Origin of the sequence: Paenibacillus sp. FSL H8-0104, assembly GCF_038050215.1 — a bacterium.
Lineage (GTDB): Bacteria > Bacillota > Bacilli > Paenibacillales > Paenibacillaceae > Paenibacillus > Paenibacillus amylolyticus.
Genome location: NZ_JBBOTC010000001.1, coordinates 2,740,967 through 2,761,384 on the forward strand (window position 1 = coordinate 2,740,967; position 20,418 = coordinate 2,761,384).

17 protein-coding genes are annotated in these 20,418 nt (G+C 48.0%); 15 read left to right on the forward strand and 2 right to left on the reverse strand.

Annotated elements, in window-relative coordinates; all coding sequences use genetic code 11:
- Window positions 1-18 precede the first annotated feature (18 nt).
- Window positions 19-1,089 carry a beta-galactosidase BglB gene (bglB, locus tag NST38_RS12540; RefSeq protein WP_076249707.1) on the forward strand — a complete coding sequence of 357 codons (1,071 nt, stop codon included), beginning with the start codon at window positions 19-21 and terminating at the stop codon, window positions 1,087-1,089.
- A 60-nt stretch (window positions 1,090-1,149) separates the two neighbouring features.
- Here bglB and NST38_RS12545 read toward each other — a convergent pair whose 3' ends face one another.
- Window positions 1,150-3,399, reverse strand: coding sequence for an FAD-dependent oxidoreductase (locus NST38_RS12545; protein ID WP_076249706.1), 2,250 nt, complete (start codon window positions 3,397-3,399; stop codon window positions 1,150-1,152).
- Window positions 3,400-3,545: 146 nt separating this feature from the next.
- On the opposite strand from NST38_RS12545, the gene NST38_RS12550 reads away from it, so the two are divergent.
- The 13 genes from NST38_RS12550 to NST38_RS12610 all read left to right on the forward strand — a co-directional run bounded on the left by NST38_RS12550 (window position 3,546) and on the right by NST38_RS12610 (window position 19,178).
- A complete protein-coding gene (locus tag NST38_RS12550) occupies window positions 3,546-4,310 on the forward strand; it encodes a helix-turn-helix domain-containing protein (RefSeq protein WP_047842603.1) in 765 nt (254 codons plus the stop codon).
- A 360-nt stretch (window positions 4,311-4,670) separates the two neighbouring features.
- Complete coding sequence (locus NST38_RS12555; RefSeq protein ID WP_076249705.1) at window positions 4,671-7,004, forward strand: endo-1,4-beta-xylanase; 2,334 nt, start codon at window positions 4,671-4,673, stop codon at window positions 7,002-7,004.
- 198 nt (window positions 7,005-7,202) lie between these two features.
- Window positions 7,203-9,023: a cache domain-containing sensor histidine kinase gene (locus tag NST38_RS12560; RefSeq protein WP_076249704.1), complete on the forward strand. Its 1,821-nt coding sequence runs from the start codon at window positions 7,203-7,205 to the stop codon at window positions 9,021-9,023.
- A 184-nt stretch (window positions 9,024-9,207) separates the two neighbouring features.
- Window positions 9,208-10,059 (forward strand): response regulator transcription factor, encoded by an 852-nt coding sequence (locus tag NST38_RS12565; RefSeq protein WP_076249703.1) that lies wholly within the window; start codon window positions 9,208-9,210, stop codon window positions 10,057-10,059.
- A gap of 168 nt (window positions 10,060-10,227) precedes the next feature.
- Window positions 10,228-11,544 (forward strand): ABC transporter substrate-binding protein, encoded by a 1,317-nt coding sequence (locus tag NST38_RS12570; RefSeq protein ID WP_017688971.1) that lies wholly within the window; start codon window positions 10,228-10,230, stop codon window positions 11,542-11,544.
- A gap of 207 nt (window positions 11,545-11,751) precedes the next feature.
- The gene (locus NST38_RS12575) at window positions 11,752-12,633 is read left to right on the forward strand and encodes a carbohydrate ABC transporter permease (RefSeq protein WP_076249702.1); all 882 of its coding nucleotides are present in this window, start codon (window positions 11,752-11,754) and stop codon (window positions 12,631-12,633) included.
- A 17-nt stretch (window positions 12,634-12,650) separates the two neighbouring features.
- Window positions 12,651-13,547, forward strand: coding sequence for a carbohydrate ABC transporter permease (locus NST38_RS12580; protein ID WP_256719966.1), 897 nt, complete (start codon window positions 12,651-12,653; stop codon window positions 13,545-13,547).
- A gap of 189 nt (window positions 13,548-13,736) precedes the next feature.
- Window positions 13,737-14,285, forward strand: coding sequence for a glutathione peroxidase (locus tag NST38_RS12585; protein ID WP_076216217.1), 549 nt, complete (start codon window positions 13,737-13,739; stop codon window positions 14,283-14,285).
- Between the two features lie 65 nt (window positions 14,286-14,350).
- On the forward strand, window positions 14,351-15,214 hold the full coding sequence (locus NST38_RS12590; protein ID WP_047842609.1) for an AraC family transcriptional regulator: 864 nt from the start codon (window positions 14,351-14,353) through the stop codon (window positions 15,212-15,214).
- 136 nt (window positions 15,215-15,350) lie between these two features.
- Window positions 15,351-15,605: a hypothetical protein gene (locus NST38_RS12595; RefSeq protein WP_036609033.1), complete on the forward strand. Its 255-nt coding sequence runs from the start codon at window positions 15,351-15,353 to the stop codon at window positions 15,603-15,605.
- Window positions 15,606-15,753: 148 nt separating this feature from the next.
- Window positions 15,754-16,353 (forward strand): nitroreductase family protein, encoded by a 600-nt coding sequence (locus tag NST38_RS12600; RefSeq protein ID WP_074094703.1) that lies wholly within the window; start codon window positions 15,754-15,756, stop codon window positions 16,351-16,353.
- A gap of 94 nt (window positions 16,354-16,447) precedes the next feature.
- Entirely contained in the window at window positions 16,448-18,079 is a 1,632-nt protein-coding gene (locus NST38_RS12605) for an S-layer homology domain-containing protein (RefSeq protein ID WP_256719965.1), read from the forward strand.
- Between the two features lie 181 nt (window positions 18,080-18,260).
- Window positions 18,261-19,178, forward strand: coding sequence for an NAD(P)/FAD-dependent oxidoreductase (locus NST38_RS12610; protein ID WP_076249700.1), 918 nt, complete (start codon window positions 18,261-18,263; stop codon window positions 19,176-19,178).
- 119 nt (window positions 19,179-19,297) lie between these two features.
- Here NST38_RS12610 and NST38_RS12615 read toward each other — a convergent pair whose 3' ends face one another.
- Window positions 19,298-19,507 carry a hypothetical protein gene (locus NST38_RS12615; RefSeq protein WP_076249699.1) on the reverse strand — a complete coding sequence of 70 codons (210 nt, stop codon included), beginning with the start codon at window positions 19,505-19,507 and terminating at the stop codon, window positions 19,298-19,300.
- A gap of 244 nt (window positions 19,508-19,751) precedes the next feature.
- Between NST38_RS12615 and NST38_RS12620 the strand changes: the two genes are divergently transcribed.
- Window positions 19,752-20,105 carry a DUF3243 domain-containing protein gene (locus tag NST38_RS12620; protein ID WP_036609024.1) on the forward strand — a complete coding sequence of 118 codons (354 nt, stop codon included), beginning with the start codon at window positions 19,752-19,754 and terminating at the stop codon, window positions 20,103-20,105.
- The last annotated feature ends 313 nt before the right edge of the window (window positions 20,106-20,418 follow it).

Genomic DNA, 20,418 nt, shown 5'->3' on the forward strand with positions numbered 1-20,418 from the left:
AAGGGAGTGATAACCAACATGCTGAATCAAATGGTGCTGCAGGAGAGAATAAGCAAGGTATCCCAAGCGATGGAGTCTATGAAAAACACAAGCATCAATGAACAGTTTCCCATCGGACTAATCGACATACATCTATGGGAATGGCCGCAAGGTGTCGGTCTGTATGGCTTGCTTCAGCTCCATGAGGCAACGAAAGATCCCAAAGTGCTAGAATTTCTGGAATCATGGTATAATGCAAGGCTGATGGAAGGGGTACCGGAAAAAAATGTGAACACCTGCGCTCCGCTCCTTACTTTGATCTCATTATGCGAGCTGACCGGAAACAAGGAGTACGAACAGGTCTGTGAGGAGTGGAGCAGTTGGATCATGGATGGACTGCTGCGAACCGGAGATGGTGCGTTTCAACATATGATCACGGGAGATGCCAATGATGGTCAAATTCTGATTGATACCCTGTTTATGACGGTGCTATTTTTGGCCAAGGCAGGGGTATACTTCAAGAAACCCGACATGGTGGAAGAAGCCAAACGACAGTTCCTTGTGCATATCAAATATCTATATAACAAGAAAACCGGATTGTTCTATCATGGCTGGGATTTCAATGAAAATCATAACTATGGTGCTGTTCATTGGGGAAGAGGCAATGCATGGTATACGGCGGGAGTTATGGATTTCCTGAATATCATTCCGATCGAAGACGGGCTAAAGGCATATCTGTTGGATACAGCAACCGCTCAAGTCAGAGCACTGAGCAAGCTTCAAGGTGAGGATGGCATGTGGCACACTGTGCTGGATGATCCAACCTCTTACAAAGAAACCTCGGCAACGGCAGCGATTGGATACGGCATTCTCAAGGGAATCCGGTATGGATACCTGGATGAATCCTATCGCCAGAATGGCTTGAGTGCGCTTGAAGCGGTGTTGAAACAAATTGATGATAACGGAGTTGTACAGCAGGTGTCCTATGGTACACCTGTGGGGCAGGATGCTCAGTTTTATAAAGATATAGCGATCAGTCCGATGGGATATGGACAAGCACTTACGTTGTTTATCCTGATTGAGGGCTTGCGGGCTCCAACCGCCGAATAGAAAAAGGTGGACTTTGTGTGGAGGATAGGGGATACAGTTTCCTGTATCCTCCTTTTTGTTTTAGTAAGCTCGAATCTCGATTAATTCCGCATATCTGCTGCCATTTGTGGCATCAATTATGATTCTCAGAGCCTGAGCTGATACAGGGACATCCAGGGAATGAATAACTTTTCTTTTGTGATTTTCTTGCACACTTGCGACTTGTGTCCATTCGCCAGCCGGAGTCAGTACCTCCACGTGATAATCACGCACCAGCTCAGGCATCACACGGAATGTTGTGTGATGGTGATGTAAATTAACCAGATCCTCGTTCACATCATCATTAAACGTCAAGTGCAATTCAGCCAAGGTTTGTGGCTCTTCCCATGTCAGTTGTACCCATTCCGGCTTGCCAGACTGCATCGGCTGCGACATCCACTGCTGCGGTCCACCGAAGGGGCGATGGTAACCGTTGATCGTGTTGTCCGCTGAATAGGCCGTGGTCTCAGAGAGGGTACGACAGCAGAAGGGCTGACGCGCCAACCCCTGCATGGACCATAATACGACTGGCTGATCCGTGGCATGATCCTCCAGATTTTTGGACACGTGGTTTTCTTCTGTTTTGAAGAAGATCAGCACCCCGCTGTGTGCTTCTGTCGAATGGTAGAGTGAGACGGCTTTATTGGAGCGGATGATTATAAAAGCATTCTGCGGTTCTTCCGGTCGCCATTCGAGCGGCAGCTTCACCCACTGCGCAGTTCCTGTTGTAACGTTAACAGTCACCGTAACTTGTAACAAATGCGGGACGTAGTTCTCCTTACGCCCCGTATCCCACAGCTCTACCGTCAGTGCGGTATCGCTGGATGCATCCAGCAACAGCTCCAGGCCGCTGAGCACTGGATGCACAGGCAGCAGCAGGGCGACATCTGTACCCAGCGGGTACGTCTCGCCAGGCTGCTCAAGGGCGATGCCCGTCAGCGTGCTGGAGGCTGTAACCTGGGCACGCCGGGCCAGATCCAGCTCATCGTGGCTGCGCACCCCGATGATGGAAGCGTCCTGCCGCAGCAACGTCTGCTGCAGGACCGCCAGATGCCTCGCGTACAGCTCGCGAGGCGATACCCCCATGGCCGCGCAGAGCGCCGCGCCCGTACCAGCGGCTTCGCCGATGACCGCGCATGTTGCCATGACGCGGGTCGTGCCGAAGGCGACATGTGATGCACTGATGTCGCGCCCGGCCATGAGCATATTCCGCACATTTGCGGAATACAACGAGCGGAACGGCACGTGATATATGCCATCGGCATGCATATGCTTCGAGCCACTCGCTTCGGCGTACATGCCCTGCGGGGGATGCAGGTCAATGGACCAGCCGCCAAAGGCAACGGCATCCGGGAACTCCCGCTGGCTGATAATATCGTTCTGGGTGAGTACATAGTCACCCGTGAAGCGGCGGTACTCCCTTTTGCCAGGTAGAGAACCAATCCACTCCAGCGTCATATGATCTGCATCAAACTTGCCGGAGTTCTTGATATAGTCCCAGATCCCGTAGATCACGGACCACAGTTCATCACGGATCAGCTCATTGTCATGAACGGTGTCATGTTCACCGCCCCATTCAATCCACCAATAATGACAACCGGAATCGCCGCTGCGAATGACCCGGCGAATCGGAATGCTGGTCTGTGTAATATCCTTGGCAAAAGAGGGCGGGATATAGCGGACAGGCGCACCAGCATCTTTGGTATAAAAGAGAAGTGTACTGCCCAGCGTGATCTGATCAGCCACCTCAGGTGCCCACTCTTCGCCATATTCGCTGCGGGCTTCCCGGCCGAGTGCAAACTTGGCTCCAGCCAGAAAGCCGACCAATCCATCACCCGTACAGTCCAGATAGATCTGGCTTTCGAATCGGATTTTGCGCTCAGAACCCATCATCCACCCGGTAACAGAGGTGATCATGCGTTCATCTCCATCCCCAGTGGCCTCGACTTCATGTACATCCGTGTTCAGGTACAGGCTGATGTTGGGTTCAGCTCGAACGGCTTCCAGAATGATCAAGTCCCAGAGATACGGGTTGCCTTCCGGGTTGCGGTACTGGTTCTCTACAAACAATTCCCCCATGATACCCGTCTCGCGGGCATAGCGGTTAATCCCGTGGGCGGTAGCGCCGCAGACCCATACGCGTACTTCACTGCTGGAATTGCCGCCAAGCACGGGGCGGTTCTGCACCAGCGCAACCTGCTGCCCCATGCGGGCAGCGGCTACCGCGGCGCATACACCAGCAAGTCCTCCGCCGATGACGGTGATGTCGTATTGTACATGCTCTTGTTTCATATCTGTGACCTCCTTAACTGAAGTTAGATCCACCTTGACTCCAACTACATATCTATAATTTCATCTTAGATTTATATATTCACTTTTTAAATGCACTATACTATCATCAAACATATACTTTATTTCACAGAAAGGGTGGTCAAGTCATGGAGCTGCTTAACCACATCTACTGGAAGCAAAAAGGGGAATTTGCTCTTACGGAAGATATCTATACGACTTGGGTGGCTTTTGCCGTCGAAGAGGGAATATTCCATTATGAGATTGGAGGTCAGATCGGAGAAGCGAGTTTTGGCGATCTGGTGCTGTGCCCCCCGGCGGTTCCTTTTCGGCGGACAGTCATTACCCCGCTGACATTTCACTATTTACAGTTTAGCAGTAGCCCGGAGGAGGAGGAGTTTCTGCCACCAGCCGGAAAATCGCTGATTAATGACACGAAGCGGTTAGCCTCGACGTACGCTTATTTACGCCAGGACAGTGAGGAGAATAAGGGGGAAGTTGCCCGTTGGAAGACACATTTTATGATGGATTTGTGGCAGTTGTATCAGGTGGAACGCAGACAGAATCGCTTAAAGGAGCGGAGATTTACCGAAGACGCACGAATGGCTGAAGCGGCAGCGCTGCTGGAGGAACGGGCGGAAGAGGAGATCAGCCTTCAGGAATTGGCGCAGCGACTGGCCTTGAGTCCGGTGCAGTTGACAAGGCGTTTCCGGGAAGCTTTTCAGGAGACGCCATCAGGCTATCTCAAACGGGTCCGTCTGAAAAAAGCGCAGAACCTCTTGGCTGACAGCAGCCTGACCCTTAACCAAATTGCCGAGCGATGCGGATATGAGAACGGTTTTTATCTAAGTAGAGTGTTCTCCAAAACGTTGGGCATAAGTCCATCTGAGTATCGCAGGAGACACAGGGTGTAGGCTGAAAGAAGTAAGCAGAAAGCTTGAAGACAACTTTAAAGACAACTTTTGAAGCCAGCGGAGCACCAGGTATACACTTCGTTACGGGTTGCCCAGATTATGGAGGAGCTGGTGCGAATGAGTGCAGAAGCAACGGATACTGCATTTCTAACCGAAATTAGAGGGGAAGTACATTTCAGTTGTAGATCATGGACGATTTATACTATAATTTACCATATGGAGTCCTTATCCGAACGTATGCCCCCCGTATCCGTTTGAATGAGGACTCTGATTTTATAACTAAAACCAAGGAGGTGGATATGGCCTTAGCCTTTGGAATAAGGAATTCATCCTAATATTCGATAAAGGAGAATGGAAGCGATGAGAAAAATGATATTTTTGAAAGCGCTTAAATTTGTTTTGATGATAACTTTGTTAGTTCCTTCGTATTGGGCAGCTCAGTCTGTTCATGCGGCAGAAGGGGAGAATACCTTGATTCTGAGTCATGATTTTGAAGATGGCACGGTCCAGAGCTGGAGCGGACGCGGTGAAGTAGAAACGCTTCATGCAAGCGCCGTTGCAGCTCGTACCGGAGATTATGGACTGGAAGTGAGCGGGCGTGCTATGACATGGCATGGGCCAGCGCTGGATGTGACAGAACTTTTGGAGGTGGGACAGACGTATGTGTTCACCGGCTGGGTGAAGCTTCCGGCGGGAGCGTCCAGCACAAACCTCAATATGTCTTTACAGCGTACCCTGCCAGATACAACACATTATGAAAATTTAACATTCGGTACCGCATCCGCAGGCGGATGGACCAAGCTTACTGCACAGTTTAAAATGCTGGAACCAGCGAATCAGTTATCGGTTTATTTTGAAGTGCCAGACCGTGCCACAGCTTCTTTTTATGTGGATGATTTCCGATTGGAGAAGTTGCCGGATCTCGGACCCATTGTGATCGAAGAAGACATTCCTTCCCTACAGGATGCTTTTGCGGGCAAGTTTCGAATTGGGACGGCCTTCACGAACAATGAACTGCTGACCGAACCTGACAAGCAGCTGCTTACGAAGCATTTTGATAGTCTGACACCAGGCAATGTTCTGAAATGGGACAGTACCGAGCCGCAAGAGGGTATGTATAATTTCAGCGGGTCGGATGCCGCAGTCGCTTTTGCAGCAGCGAACGGACAAGAGATACGTGGGCATACCCTCGTTTGGCATACACAAACTCCGGATTGGGTATTCCACGATGCCAACGGCAATCTGGTGAGCAAAACGGTGCTGTATGAACGGATGCAGCAGCATATTGAGACGGTAATGGAGCGTTATCAAGGCCAGATCTACGCTTGGGACGTTGTGAATGAAGTCATTGATGCCTCCGAGCCGGATGGCCTGCGGCGCAGTCTGTGGTACCAGATTGCCGGGGAAGAATATATTGAGAAAGCATTTGAATTCGCCCATGCAGCCGACCCGGATGCCAAGTTGTTCATTAATGATTACAATACCCATGAGCCGGCCAAAAGCCAGGCCCTCTACAATTTGATCACTCGCCTTCAAGCCAAGGGTGTGCCTATTGACGGAGTCGGCCATCAAACACACATCAGCCTCTTTTATCCAACCCTTTCGGAAATTGAGAGTTCCATTGTCAAATTTAAGGCGCTGGGCCTCGAAACACATATTACTGAGCTTGATGTAAGTGTATATTCCAATGATTCGCAATCTTATGATATCTTCCCGGAAGAACTGAAGACACAGCAGGCGGCGCTGTACAAGTCCCTGTTCCAGATCTTCCTGAGGCATACGGATACAGTCAAAAATGTTACCTTGTGGGGCAAGGATGATGCCAATACCTGGCTACGAACCTTCCCGGTCGCCCGCAACAACTGGCCGCTGCTTTTCGACGAGCGACTCCAGTCCAAGCCAGCCTATTGGTCCGTATTAGAGACGGTCCAGGTCGAGGCAGTACCTGCCGCTCCGCAGAATCTGACCGCCACTGCGGTTAGCGACAACAGCATCAATCTAAGCTGGAGTGCATCTGCAAGTGCGACCTCCTATACGGTAAACAGGTCGCTGACAGCAGCCGGACCGTATACATCTGTGGCCGCTGTATCGGGAACAAGCTATAAGGATATGGCGGTATCTGCTGGAACCACCTACTACTATGTGGTGAATGCGGTTAACAGCGTTGGGAAGAGTGTGAACTCCGTTCAAGCTTCCGCAAAGGTCCAGGGTGGAGGGCCGCCAGAGCCTGCTGGTAATCTGACTCTAGCCTATCGTGCAGGGGATACAAATCTGCTCGATAACCAAATGAAACCGCAGTTTGTTATTTACAATAACGGTACCTCCACAGTTAGCCTGAATGAACTGACAATTCGTTACTGGTATACAGTGGACGGGGAGAAACAACAATCCTTTTTCTGTGATTATGCACAGCTTGGAGGCAGTCAGATCAGCGGCAGCATAGTGAAACTGCCTGCACCTGTTCCTGGAGCGGACCATTATCTGGAACTGAAGTTCGGTACCGGAGCAGGCGTGATCCCGGTCGGAGGAACCTCTGGGGAGATACATACCCGGTTGCACAAAGCAGACTGGTCCAATTACAGCGAAGGGGATGATTATTCCTTTAACCCGCTGCAGACCTCTTTTGCCGATTGGACCAAGGTAACTCTTTACCGGAACGGCGAGCTTGTCTGGGGAGTGGAGCCTATATCCTAATTTGCTAAGTCGTTATATCTAGCCTAGCCGGAGATCCCAGATCTCCGGTTTTTTTAATGCAATAGAACAAATCTGTGTATCCGTATCCCGTCCCTGGCAACTGGTATCACATATCCATGCGAATGAGCCCGGCCCCGGCCGAAGCGGGGGAACTGATGGTATAATGATCTCAATAATTGCAGGGGGAGCGCTGAGGGGATGACAAAGCCCGACTGGAAGACCTTTTTGCCGCATAAGCTCAGGTATCGGCTGTTTGGTGCGTTTGTGGTGTTGATTCTGCTACCATTCAGCGTACTTAATGTCTACAACTATGGACAGATCGAATCTCTGGTTGAGCAAAAAATCAGCGAACAGAGCCACGAGCAACTGGTGCAGATGTATGGTTCTCTGGAGGACCAGATGAGTATTGCATTTAAAACCCTGATTTTTCTGGAACAGGATTCAGCCGTAAGAAACGCCCTGACTTCTCCAGACAATCGTTCTCCGCTTGAGAATAAGTCGTTGGTGGAAGAGAAGTTCAAGATGATCAACAACAGCTTTTTTCTATATAATCCTTCCGTGTACTTCACGCTGTTAGATTTTCATGATAACGTTTACACTTCGTATTTGCCCAAAAAAGCTCTGGCCTATGGCCCTTATCGGGAACAATTTCGCAAGCATCTTGGAGAAATGACCTTCATCAAGGGCAACACTGATTCAAACTCGTTTCCATCAGAAGAGTTACTCTACCGCTGGGATGCCCGGGATACCAACCATGTCCTGCGGGAGCTATCCTCCAGCCCGTATCTGTTGTCCCTCTATGCGTATATGAAGGACAGTGGCGGCAAAAGGTACGGAATGGCACGGATCAGCATCGATTATTCGTACTGGTTTCAGTCTATGCTGAAGGATTCGCAGAGCAATCAGGAGTATTTCCTGATTACTGGCAATGGGGAAACGATTGCCCGCTCGTCCGAAAAAGCGGTACTTTCCCCAGACGTGACCCGGGAAATTGCACTTCATCCGGCAGAGGCCTATCTGACGGATAATGATTCAGATACGCTGATTAACTACGTATACATCGAGTCACTGGACTGGTACATGGTAAATCGTATTCCACTAGCTGTGTTGTTTACGGAGATATCGGGGCTTAAGCAGCGCTATTTTTTAACGTTTTTTGGCTTCACAGCAGCATTTGTGCTCATGGCCTTTATGATCTCGGCGACGTTCACTCGGCCTTTATCACATCTGCAGAACCAGATGAAGGAGGTAGTACGCAAAAACCTCAAGGTCCGTATCCCTGAAGGCCGCAGCCGCGGAGAAGTGCTGGAACTGACCCGTACGTTCAATACGATGCTGGATGATGCCAATCAGATGATCAACAGACTCAAGGCGGAGGAACGCCAGAAGGAAGCGGTACATTTTCATATGCTCCTGGCCCAGATGAATCCGCACTTTCTCCTGAATACATTGAATACAATGAAATGGAGTGCGATCCGCAGCGGGAATGAAGAGATCTCCGAGATGTGTGTTTCCTTGGGCAAATTACTGGAGGTCAGCCTGAATTCACAGGTCGAATTGGTATACCTGAAGGACGAGATTGAGTTAGTTCAAGCCTACCTTCATATCCAGCGGATTCGTTACCGCGATAGCTTTGAGGTGACTTGTGAATTTGACGAAAAACTGGAGTATGCGCTCGTGCCCAAGCTGAGCTTGCAGCCACTGGTGGAGAATGCCATTCACCACGGTGTCGGGCCACTGGAGCAGCTTGGTCAGATCCGTATCAGCATTTACAGGCAAGACACAGGAAAACTGATGCTGGAGGTGGCCGACAACGGAATTGGCATGGAGGAATCCCGACGTCAGCAGATGACCCGCACACGTCCGGGGATCGGCCTGTCTAACCTTAAGGAACGATTGCGATTATTGTTCAAAGGCCAAAGTGAACTTGAAGTGATTGATACCAAGCCGGGGACATTAGTGAGGTTCAGCATTCCTTTTTTATTGTCGACGCCTTACTTACAGAAGCGGTCAGACTAGGGCGTGTCTGAAAACTCCGAAGGAAGCAGATTTTGCTGAATTTTCGTTCCAAGCAAGGAAGTTTTCCGCAGGCGTGCCGGGGCACGTCAAGGGGAAGTGACGCAGCATGGGGCGAAAAGGCGGTAAAAGATGCACTTCGCGAGTTTTGAGACACGTCCTACACGACTGGAGAGGGGAATCTGGCATGTGGAAAGTATTACTTGTAGAGGATGAGGTATTCGTACGAGAGTCGGTGCGAGAGATTATTTCCTGGGAAGAGCTGGGTTTCACGGTCATCGGAGAATCCGGTAACGGGACCGAAGCGCTGGCGATGATTATAGAGGATACACCGGATCTGGTACTGACCGATATTGTCATGCCAGGTATGGATGGTCTGGAATTACTCAAACAGACCCGTCAGGCCGGGTTGAAAACCAAATTTGTCATGCTCACCTGTATGGGGGAGTTCGAATATGTACGCCGTGCAATGGAATACGGGGCTTCCAATTATATTCTGAAACTATCCATGAGTGTGAATTCACTGCGTGATACACTCCGTAAAGTAAGTGCAGAACTGGGAGCTTCGACTGAAGCCCGGACAGAGACAGATCCTCATCAAGTGCCACCTTCCACATCGGTTCTCACATCAACGCCTGTTTCGCCTGATTCTCTTACGGTCCCTTCTGCGCCCCCGTCTGATACGGATCTTCCATTTACACCTGTTCGTGAGCCGATTGTGAAACATCCGGAGATTAGCAAAATAATTCAGTATATCGGACAGCATTACGACCAGGACATTACCGTCAAATCCATGTCACGATATGTGATGATGGGCGAGAATTATGTGAGTGCTTTGTTTAAAAAGAAAACCGGTCATACCCTGATTCATTACTTGCATGGGGTACGGATGGAGAAAGCGGCTGAATACTTGCGCGAGACGGACCTTCCTGTACAGGAGATTGGTTACCGGGTAGGGTTCGGAAGTGATAATTATTTCATTAAAATATTCAAGCGTTGGACCGGTTGCACGCCCAGCCAGTATCGCCATCGTTCGTGACTCACAGGATGAGTAGAAGGAATATGTGTACCGAGTGCTCAAGCAAGCACAAGTAAATCCGTATTTTTGTTCAATCCGAATCATGGATATGTATCTTATGAACCCAGCAAGGTCCCTGCTACGATGTAACGGAAGGTACACTTCAATTCAGGGAGGTCATGTGACCAGATGAGAATCAAAAAAGGATTAACGGGATTAATCGTAGGTGCGCTGATGCTGGGCTTGCTTGCCGGCTGTGTAGGTAAAAATGAGACGAACGGTGGAGATAACGGAGGTGGAGCGGCAGGGGGAAAAGTGAAGCTCACCATGTGGGGCGCGGTGCCGCCCGAGAATGGTCCACAGGAAGTGGTGGATACCTGGAATGCGGAACATCCTGATATTCAGGTGGAATATGTGCGGTTTGTGAATGACGATGATGGCAACCTGAAGCTGGATACGGCGCTGTCCACCGGGCAAAACGTTGACCTGTATGTCAACTATACCCTCACGAATCTGGATAAACGCATCAAGGGCGGTACAGCACTGGATCTGGGCGAGTTCACCGACTACAACATTGATGAGAAAATGGGTGAAGATGCGGCTTCCTGGAAAGTGGACGGAAAATATTACGGGATGCCAACCAAGAAAAACGCTGCCTTCTTCGCTTTAAATATGAAAGCGCTTGATCAGGCCGGACTGAGTGTACCTACAGCCTGGACATGGGATGAAGCTCGTGAATATGCACTCAAACTGAAGGCTGCTGGCTTCAAATACGGATTGGTGCAGCATACTGCTTCCTATGTAGACCCGCTCGATTCTGTTCTGGTGAAGAACGGCTATGTTAAGGCAGACGGTTCTTCCAATCTTGATGATCCACTCGTTACCAAATGGCTGGAGACGTTGAACGGAATGATGAAGGAGGATGCAACCACTCCTCCGCTCGGAGAGCAGCTGACTTCTAAAATGCCGGTGGAAAACATGTTCCTTGGCGGTGAGTCTGCCATGATTAATATCGGCGAATGGCTGATCCGCACATCAAACAATATGACCGAATTCCCGCGGGATTGGAAAATCGCCTTTGCCCCTGTACCGAGACTGGCTGCACAAGAAGCAGATATGGTGAAGAGTGGAGGACTTGGTGACTTTATTGCGATTAATTCCAAGTCAAAAAATAAAGAAGCCGCATGGGAGTTCCTGAAATGGTACGCCGATGGGGGAATGATGCCGATGGCTGCGGGTGGGCGTTTACCTTCCTCGAATGCGGTCGATCAGCAGACTGCCATTGATCATTTGCTTGGCGATTATGCCGATTCTTATGATAAAGAGTCACTGGAATTTGTGTTGTACGGTGACGAGACACCTACGTTTGTCCGCAGCATTGCGCAGGAAGTGGTTGATCTGCGTGCACAGGAGTATGAAAAGTTCTTCCTCGGTAACCAGACTGCCGAAGTTACGGTACAGAACATGGTCAAACGCCATAATGACTGGCTGAAGCAGAATCAATAGGTTGCAAAAGCAATGAGTCCAAAGGCCGTCCCAATGGGGCGGTTTTTTCTATATAAGCAATAGAACAATTCCATGTTGTTTCTCTCCCGAAAGGCACTGCCGAAATACATATATCTGTGATATCAGGTACAGGGTTATGTTCCTTAAATGTTAGAGGACATCTTGTTATGCTTAATTCCAGAACAGATGTTAAGGAGTGGGGAGCATATGCATAAATCCTGGATGAAACGGCAGAGCAGACTCGGGTATCTGTTTATTGGGCCCAATATGATTGGCGTGCTGTTGTTTTTTATTATACCGGCTGTTTATTCGTTCTATCTCATGTTCACTGATTACAAATTCATGAGCCCGGAGACGAATTTCGTAGGGCTGGACAATATCCGTCGGATGTTGAATGATGATCTGTTTGGCGTGGCGCTGCGAAATACATTTGTATTTCTGTTAGCGGTTCCGGTATCGATGGGGTTGGCTTTTATCGTGGCGGTGGCGCTGAACAAGTCGGTGTATTGGCAAAAAACGCTGCGTGCTCTCTATTTCATGCCCTATATCACCAGCGGTGTTGCCATCGCTTTTGTCTGGATGCTGCTGTTCCAGCCAACATCGGGGCCCATTAATGGCTTCTTGCGGGGGATCGGTATTACGAATCCACCCGGATGGTTATCAACAACCGAATGGTCCATGTATGCGATTGATATCATCTGGATCTGGTTCATGCTGGGTTACAACATGATTATTTATCTGGCCGCTTTGCAGGAAATTCCGGAGGAATTGATTGAGGCTGCAAGGATAGATGGAGCCCGCCCTTGGCAGACGATACGCCAAGTGATTTGGCCGCTTGTGAGTCCAACTACCTTTTTGCTGCTGATTACCGGATTGATTATGACCATCAAAAACTTTGGTATCATTCAGGCGATCACCCAGGGTGGTCCGGGGAACAGTACAACCGTACTGTCGCTGTTTATCTACCAGAATGCCTTCCGCTACTACGAGATGGGATACGCTGCTGCCATTAGCTGGGCACTCTTTGCCATCATTATGGTCTTCACTGTATTGCAGTGGCTTGGTCAGAAACGTTGGGTTCACTACTAAGGAGGGGAGGAGTCGTTATGGAGAAACAAATTGCCGCGAATGCGAAGCCCACAGCTCCGCATTCACCTAAAGTTAGAGTCCGCATGGAGTCCTTGACGCAGATTCGAAAAATCATACTGACACTTCTGATGTCCGGGTTTGCCCTGCTGATGATTATGCCGTTCATCTGGATGATCAGCACGTCGTTCAAATCTCCTGCGGACGTATTCACCTATCCCATCCAGTGGATACCCTCCAGCCTGAACTGGGAGCATCATATTAAGGTTTGGAGTGGAGCGGATACCTTTGCGACGTATTATCTGAACTCGTTGAAAATATCGCTAATTAGCACGGTCGGAGCTGTATTTCTCTCGGCTTTTGCAGCCTATGGCTTCGCACGGATTCAATTCAAAGGCCGGGAGACACTGTTCCTGATCTATCTCTCGATGATGATGGTGCCACCGCAGGTACTCTTTGTACCGAAGTTCCTGATGTTTGAATGGGTAGGCATATATAATACGCATTGGGCATTGATCCTGCCCGGAATGTTCACGATCTTTGGGGTGTTTATGCTGCGGCAATTCTTCCTGTCCGTGCCTTCAGAGATCTCGGAAGCGGCGTTCATCGACGGTGCCGGTCACCTGCGCATATTCTTCAGGCTGATTCTGCCCTTGGCGAAGCCAGCGCTGGCTACACTGGCCATTATTGATTTCTCCTGGCACTGGAATGACTATGAGAATGCGCTTGTGTTCCTGATCGACAAAGACTTGTACACCGTTCCGCTCGGACTGCAGAACTTTATTCTGGAGAATAATGTGGACTACAACGGCATGATGGCCGCTGCCACGGCAGGCATTATTCCGATGATCATCGTTTTCCTCGTGGGTCAGCATTATATCATTCAGGGCGTGGCCGGAAGTGCCGTTAAGGGCTGAAGATGCTGTCACTGTGATCCCATATAATAACCCTTTTGCTGAACGAAGAGATTTTCGCGGCAGAAGGGTTTTCTGTTGAAAGGGAGAGTAACTTATCTTGCGCGATACAATAGTTCAAACTTCGTATATAATTAACAATGACATATGATGCTGTATGACTACATAACTATCGCGAGGTGCACTAGACTTATGCCAACCATCTACGACTTTACCGTAACCAGAACCAGTGGAGAGCGTTTCCCACTCTATCAATATGAAGGAAAACCTGTGCTCATCGTAAACACGGCAAGTAAATGTAAATATACGCACCAGTTCGATGACATGCAGAAGCTGTATGACCAGTACAAGGATCAAGGACTTCAGATTATTGGTTTCCCGTGTAACCAGTTTGCAGAGCAAGAGCCTGGAAGCAGTTCGGAAGCGGAATCGTTTTGCCAGATTAACTATGGTGTGAAATTTCCGATGTTCTCCAAACTGGATGTGAATGGAGAAGCGGCGCACCCGCTCTACGACTTTTTGAAAAGATCAGGGCCTTTTGCAGGCTTTGATGAAACAGATATACAGGCCAAATTATTGAAATTAATGGTGGCTGAGAAGGCACCAGAATGGTTACACGGCGATGCAATCAAATGGAATTTCACAAAATTCCTGATTGATGCAGAGGGTCGTGTGGTCAGACGCTTCGAACCTATCGACTCCATCGACGAGATTCAAGAGAGTATTAAACAGCTTCTATAATTTCACTTTCATATATCCTACAGGGGCATGATACAAATCGTTTCCCTCTTCCGAACAGGAGGTGCATGAATGTGCCGAGCATGATGCAATTTAGCGCTTCACTGGAGTATAGTTACCGATCCACCAGCATATTTAACCCAGGCAAGTCAGATGGATTCCATTCACATCCACATTATGAGATTTATTATTTTCATGATGGAGAATGTACCTATATCATAGGAGACCGGGTATATAACCTGGAGCCGGGTGATCTGGTGTTAATGCATGGCCTGACTCTTCATCGACCACATCCGAAGCCAGGCAGTGCTTATGAGCGAAGCACACTGCATTTTGATCCGTCTGCAATCCGCAGCAGCCTGCATCCGGACCGTATGGCTGAGGTCCTTAGACCATTTGAAGAACTCAGAAATTGCCGGGTCAATCTGAAGGGAGATAACCGCTCTGAATTCGAAGCTCTATTGCATGATCTTCATCGTCTGTCTCAAAGTCAGAGCAATTTCAGGCAAGAGCGAATGAATGTCAGACTGTGTGATCTGTTGTATTTTGTAGCAGAGATCTGCCAGGGTGATGTCCAGGAACAACTTCCCTCATCGGAGAGGGAGCGGCATGTCCAACACATTATTCGTTATGTGGATACCCATTATATGAAGGACATTGGTCTGGATGATCTGGCACTGGAATTACATCTGTCCAAGCCATATCTGGCAGGCATGTTTAAGGAAATGACAGGTTTGACGATATTTAAATACCTGTATGACCGCCGTATCAATCAGGCGAAGCTTTTGTTTCAGTTTCAGCCTGAGATCACCGTGACAGAAGCAAGTCGATTGTCCGGTTTCAAACGCCTTTCGCATTTTAGTCGGATGTTCAAACAAAGTGTGGGATGTTCGCCTGATCTGTACCGTACCCAATTGCATCGCCAATCATAGAAGTCGTCTTTGAGCTGACCAGCTTGTCTGGTTGGCTTTTTTTGTTGGTTTTTGTTTGAGGAATGCATCCGACTGTGTTTAGAGGACACGCAGAACAGGTAAAGAAAGGTAATGAACCCAGAGGAGGCGAATATGAATGAAACAGCGCACACCGGATCAGAATAACAACGATACCCAACAGGAACAATCCCGTGACAATCCTGAACAATATAAGACAGAGCACGAAAGTCTGCTTGACCGACATGAAGAAGAACAGACCGTAGATCCAATTCCGATGGAAGATCTGAATATGGAAGCTCAGGAAGAGAAGAATAAAGATCAGACAAAAAGTAACTCGTCTACGGAAGAGAAATACCGGGCGGATTATCGTAAAAAGACGGGCGAAGGATAATTTCAATTGCTGTATTGGGCAAACTTGTTGAAATGTTTTCAGTGAATGTATATTTAGTGAAAATAAATTAGTTTGTTGACTAATGTATGTTACTATATTATAGTTACTGTGTTGGCAACTGAAAAAAAATTTTGGGAGGCGAATAAGAATGACAACTTTTTTTGATGCGTTGAAAAACAGAAGATCTTATTATGGAATCAGCAAGGAATCTACAATTTCGGATGCTAAAATCCAGGAAATCGTAGAAGAAGCGGTGAAATATACACCAACTTCCTTTAACTCACAAACATCCCGTGCCGTTGTATTGCTCGGTGAACAACATGATAAATTGTGGAATCACACAGAAGAAATTTTGCGTGAAGTGGTAGGTAATGAAGAAGCCTTCAAATCCACAGCAGAGAAAATGACTGGATTCCGCAGCGGATATGGTACGGTTCTCTTCTTCGAAGATAACAATGCGATCGCACAGCTTCAACAAAATTTTGCAGCTTATGCAGATAACTTCCCAATCTGGGCTAACCAATCCAACGGTATGTTGCAACTGGTAATCTGGACTGCTCTGGAACAAGAAGGTCTGGGTGCATCTTTGCAGCACTACAACCCGTTGATTGACGAGAAAGTGAAGCAAGAATGGAGCATTCCTGAGAACTGGAGATTGATCGCTCAGATGCCATTTGGTAAACCAACGGCAGCACCGGGTGAGAAAGAATTCCAACCCATTGAAGAGCGCGTAAAAGTACACAAGTAAGCTTCGCATTTCCCAACATTTAACCACATACGGCCTCGCTTCAATTTGATACGATGATAGTTGATCGTAATCCAATGAAGCGAGGCTTTTTGATGTGAATAATAGATTAAAAGACATAACGAACCAACGGATATGGAAAATGGCTTTATGCGGGTTATTAACACTTGGATCGCTGGCTGGATATGGCTCTACTGTTCAGGCTGCAACCGTGCAGCAACAGTTTCAGGATACGCAGACCAGTTACGCCAAGGATGCCATTACACATCTGGTGGCAAAAGGCATTGCTGCCGGTACGTCAGAGACTACGTTTGAACCGAAGAAAGCCGTTACTCGTGCAGAATTTGCGACGTTTGCGGTGAGATTACTAGGTTTGAAGCCCGTTAAAAATAATATTAATCCCTATCAGGATATAAGCATGAATGCTTGGTATTACGGCAATGTTGCCGCCATGACGAATCTTTTTATTCTGGAGGGTAAGGGTCAGGGAACGTTCCAGCCTAATGCTTCTATTACGCGCGAAGAAGCGGCTGCCCTTCTTGTTCGAATGTTAAAACAACAACCCGTAGAGACATCACTCTTATCTTCAACGTATTTTGACGCAGCGGATATCTCGGACTGGGCACGTCCTTATGTTCAGACGGTATATCAACTTGGACTAATGCGGGGAAGCGGAGGCGTGTTTCGACCACATGACCAGGTAACGCGAGAAGAAGCAGCCGTAATGCTCGATGCCATTTTACAAAAGAAAACATGGTCTGAGCAGTTACAACGTGGGGATGAACTTGGCGTTCAGCTGGGCTGGCAATATAACTCCACTACAACTGAATTCAAGAAACAAGTGGAACAGTCTGAGGTCAACACACTTGTCCCACGCTGGTTTTTCCTGAACAGCAGTATGAAAGTAACAGATCACGCGGACCCTGCATTGATCTCCTGGGCATCCGCCACCGACAGGCAGCTATGGCCATTGCTCGGTAATCGTTCGGATTCGGCACTTACGCATCAGATGTTATCCAGTTCGGCCAACCGAGCTGCAGTGATCTCACAGGTAGCCGCTTATGTCAAAACCTATAAATTGGACGGCATTAATGTGGACTTTGAGAATGTTGATCCTGCGGATCGTGAAGGGCTGACGGCATTTGTGACCTCTTTGACGGCTACGTTGCACGCACTCGGTGCTGTGGTGTCCGTGGACGTTTCGCCCGACCTGGGTACTGATTGGACGGATGCATTTGATTATGCCAAACTGGGCGCTGTATCGGATTATATGGTGCTGATGGGATACGAGGAACACTGGAACGGTGATCCGAAAGCAGGATCAGTGGCGTCTCTTCCATGGGTAGAAAAGGCTTTGGATACCATGCTCTCCGAGGTGGTACGTGCCAAAACAATTTTGGCCCTTCCGTTATATACACGAGACTGGTCTTCCGTGAATCCGGCAACCAGTTCTTGGGACATTACACTGGCAGACCAGGGAATGCGTGCGCATGCTACGGGATCTGTAAGACGATGGGATGCAAGTCTGGTTCAATATATTATCGGGTACAACAGTAATGGTAAGCCAAGATATATATGGGCAGAGGACAGTCGTTCGTTATCAGCCAAAGTGTTAATGAGTGAGCAACGGCAAATTGCTGGACTGGCTTACTGGTATATGGGCGGCGAAACAGCGGATGTATGGAACGCCATCTCGAATGCATCGCGATTTGAATCGTATAACTTCTAAGCAATCATAAATCTTATAGGCCCAAACTCACCGTGATTCCTACGGATGGTTTGGGCCTGTTTATTTTGGTATAAGATAAGCAATATGAGGAAACGTTTAAGCTTGGCTGAACGGTTTAATGTATATAAGGACAAACTGTTTAATTAAATTAGATAAATGGAAGTTCAGGAGGAGAAGGAGCATGCGAGAGGTTGATTGCATAATTGTAGGTGGAGGGCTCGCAGGGCTTCAGGCAGCCATTCAGCTTGGACGTTATTCAGCTCATCAGGTGTTGGTAATCGACGCGGGAGAAGGCAGATCGACGTTATGCCGGACTTATCATAATATCCTCGGTTTCCCCGATGGGGTATCCGGTGAAGAGCTTAGAGAACGAGGCAGGATGCAGGCAGAGCGGACTGGTGTATCTTTTGAGAAAGACCGTATCATTAAAGCGGAACGTAAGGGAGAACATATTCAATTATTCGGTACTTCCGGATCTGAATATAGGAGCAAAACCGTGTTATTGGCAACGGGGCTCACGGATAGAGTTCCGGACATTCCGGGACTAACCCCTACGCTGGGCCGAACGGTGTATGTCTGCCCTGATTGCGATGGTTATGAGATTCAGGATCAACGTACGGTACTATTGGGATCTGGCGAACCAGGTGCCAATATGGCGATGATTTTAATTCAGCGTACGAATGATCTGTTATATATCAATCATGAGCAGGCTCCCATATCTGCAGAGTTGCATCGGAGCATGAAAGAGGCGGGAGTTCGTTATCTGGAAGCGGCTGTTCAGGAAGTACAACAGATTGAGGATGGCCATATCACCGGTGTTCTGACCGAAGATGGACAGATCTTTGAGTCGGAGCGTGGTTTTATCGCTTTTGGAGGCAATCGGGTGCACTATGAATTGGCAGAGCAGCTGGGAGCTGTAATCGCAGATAATAAACATGTAGAAGCCGATCCGCGCAGCTTACAGGCAGCGACGAATGTATGGATTGCCGGGGATCTGGGTTTACATGCAGAGCAAGCAACGGTTGCGATGGGTGAAGGTTCCATTGCCGCGATCTGGATTCATAAGGCGTTACAGCAGATGACAAAAGATTCACGTTGAATTGCACCTCCAGATATGAGGTTGATTATTCAATCGTTCATTACCAAAAAGTCCTCCCAAGCCATGCATGTGGCAGGAGGACTTTTTGAGCTATCTTTTGCTAGGGAGAAAAGTTACGCTTATTTGTCTGATGAATCCGTTGACTTGGAAGAAGACGTCTTGTCCTTTGAGTCATGGGTGAAGTCTTTGCGAATGTTGTCCACGATATCACCAACCACGCCTTCGATCATATCGGTTGGTCCGGGATTATTTTTGTCTGGATGGATAACGGTATTCACTCCTGGTTCAAGTTCATCGTTTGTCTTCTCATGTTTGGTTTTATCACGCATGGGAAATCCCTCCTGGTTCGATATTGTATAAGGTGTTCATTAACATATCCAAACACCGTTACGTATATGTAAACGATTAACCGCTGTAGTTCTTTTGAAACGTGTACTTGCTCATATATAGAAGATATATACAGAATTGAACGTACTGATTAAACTTCAGCAATACGTTTATATTATAGATAACCTGAGTATTAAGTTTAAAGCTTGAAACCAATAAACAACTATTATGCAGGAGGTTATTCAAATGAATGAAGAAAATCATGTAATCCATAAAGATGGCCAAGTTTCAACTGACAAGGTGGACAATGCAATTGAGAAGATTGCGCCGGAAGAAAGAGAACAGATTTTACAGAACTTTGATGCATTCAAAGAATACCTAGGTAAGCGAATTGCCATGGGAGAATCGATTGGACTAAGTGAGGAGCAGATGGCCAAAATTGCCGAGAAAGTAGCGGATTATCTGGCAGCTCGGGAGGAACCCCGTAATCGTGAAGAAAAACTGCTTCAGGAGCTGTGGAATGTCGGCAAGGAAGATGAACGCCACATGCTGGCTCATATGCTCGTTCGTTTGGCACAAAGCTCCACACCCAATCATTAAGATTAGCATCTATGCGTAAGCATAGGAAATACTTTGAGCAGGTCTTCAAACCTGCCAAAAACCTGCCAAAAGCTGGAGCGTAACTCTGAGCATGTCTGGAGCAGGGCAGATAGAGGGGCGCTAACGAACCTGTGACGTCTTATTCAAGGGTTTGAAAGTCCCGCAGCAATCTAAGGAATCTGACACACGTTATATTGGTATAAACAGCCGTTATTAGCGTGTTTTCAGGGAATTCTGGCAAATAACGTGTCTCATGTTCCTTACAAAATAAAAGGGGCGCCAGATGGCCAAATAAGATGTCCTCGATTCCTTA

Excerpts from the sequence above, each read along its gene's own strand:
- NST38_RS12585 (WP_076216217.1), top strand. The coding sequence starts at position 13,737 with ATGCCAACCATCTACGACTTTACCGTAACCAGAACCAGTGGAGAGCGT.
- NST38_RS12590 (WP_047842609.1), top strand. The coding sequence starts at position 14,351 with ATGAATGTGCCGAGCATGATGCAATTTAGCGCTTCACTGGAGTATAGT.
- NST38_RS12575 (WP_076249702.1), top strand. The coding sequence starts at position 11,752 with ATGCATAAATCCTGGATGAAACGGCAGAGCAGACTCGGGTATCTGTTT.
- NST38_RS12580 (WP_256719966.1), top strand. The coding sequence starts at position 12,651 with ATGGAGAAACAAATTGCCGCGAATGCGAAGCCCACAGCTCCGCATTCA.
- NST38_RS12595 (WP_036609033.1), top strand. The coding sequence starts at position 15,351 with ATGAAACAGCGCACACCGGATCAGAATAACAACGATACCCAACAGGAA.
- NST38_RS12600 (WP_074094703.1), top strand. The coding sequence starts at position 15,754 with ATGACAACTTTTTTTGATGCGTTGAAAAACAGAAGATCTTATTATGGA.
- NST38_RS12545 (WP_076249706.1), bottom strand. The coding sequence starts at position 3,399 with ATGAAACAAGAGCATGTACAATACGACATCACCGTCATCGGCGGAGGA.
- NST38_RS12560 (WP_076249704.1), top strand. The coding sequence starts at position 7,203 with ATGACAAAGCCCGACTGGAAGACCTTTTTGCCGCATAAGCTCAGGTAT.
- NST38_RS12555 (WP_076249705.1), top strand. The coding sequence starts at position 4,671 with ATGAGAAAAATGATATTTTTGAAAGCGCTTAAATTTGTTTTGATGATA.
- NST38_RS12615 (WP_076249699.1), bottom strand. The coding sequence starts at position 19,507 with ATGCGTGATAAAACCAAACATGAGAAGACAAACGATGAACTTGAACCA.
- NST38_RS12570 (WP_017688971.1), top strand. The coding sequence starts at position 10,228 with ATGAGAATCAAAAAAGGATTAACGGGATTAATCGTAGGTGCGCTGATG.
- NST38_RS12565 (WP_076249703.1), top strand. The coding sequence starts at position 9,208 with ATGTGGAAAGTATTACTTGTAGAGGATGAGGTATTCGTACGAGAGTCG.
- bglB (WP_076249707.1), top strand. The coding sequence starts at position 19 with ATGCTGAATCAAATGGTGCTGCAGGAGAGAATAAGCAAGGTATCCCAA.
- NST38_RS12610 (WP_076249700.1), top strand. The coding sequence starts at position 18,261 with ATGCGAGAGGTTGATTGCATAATTGTAGGTGGAGGGCTCGCAGGGCTT.
- NST38_RS12620 (WP_036609024.1), top strand. The coding sequence starts at position 19,752 with ATGAATGAAGAAAATCATGTAATCCATAAAGATGGCCAAGTTTCAACT.
- NST38_RS12550 (WP_047842603.1), top strand. The coding sequence starts at position 3,546 with ATGGAGCTGCTTAACCACATCTACTGGAAGCAAAAAGGGGAATTTGCT.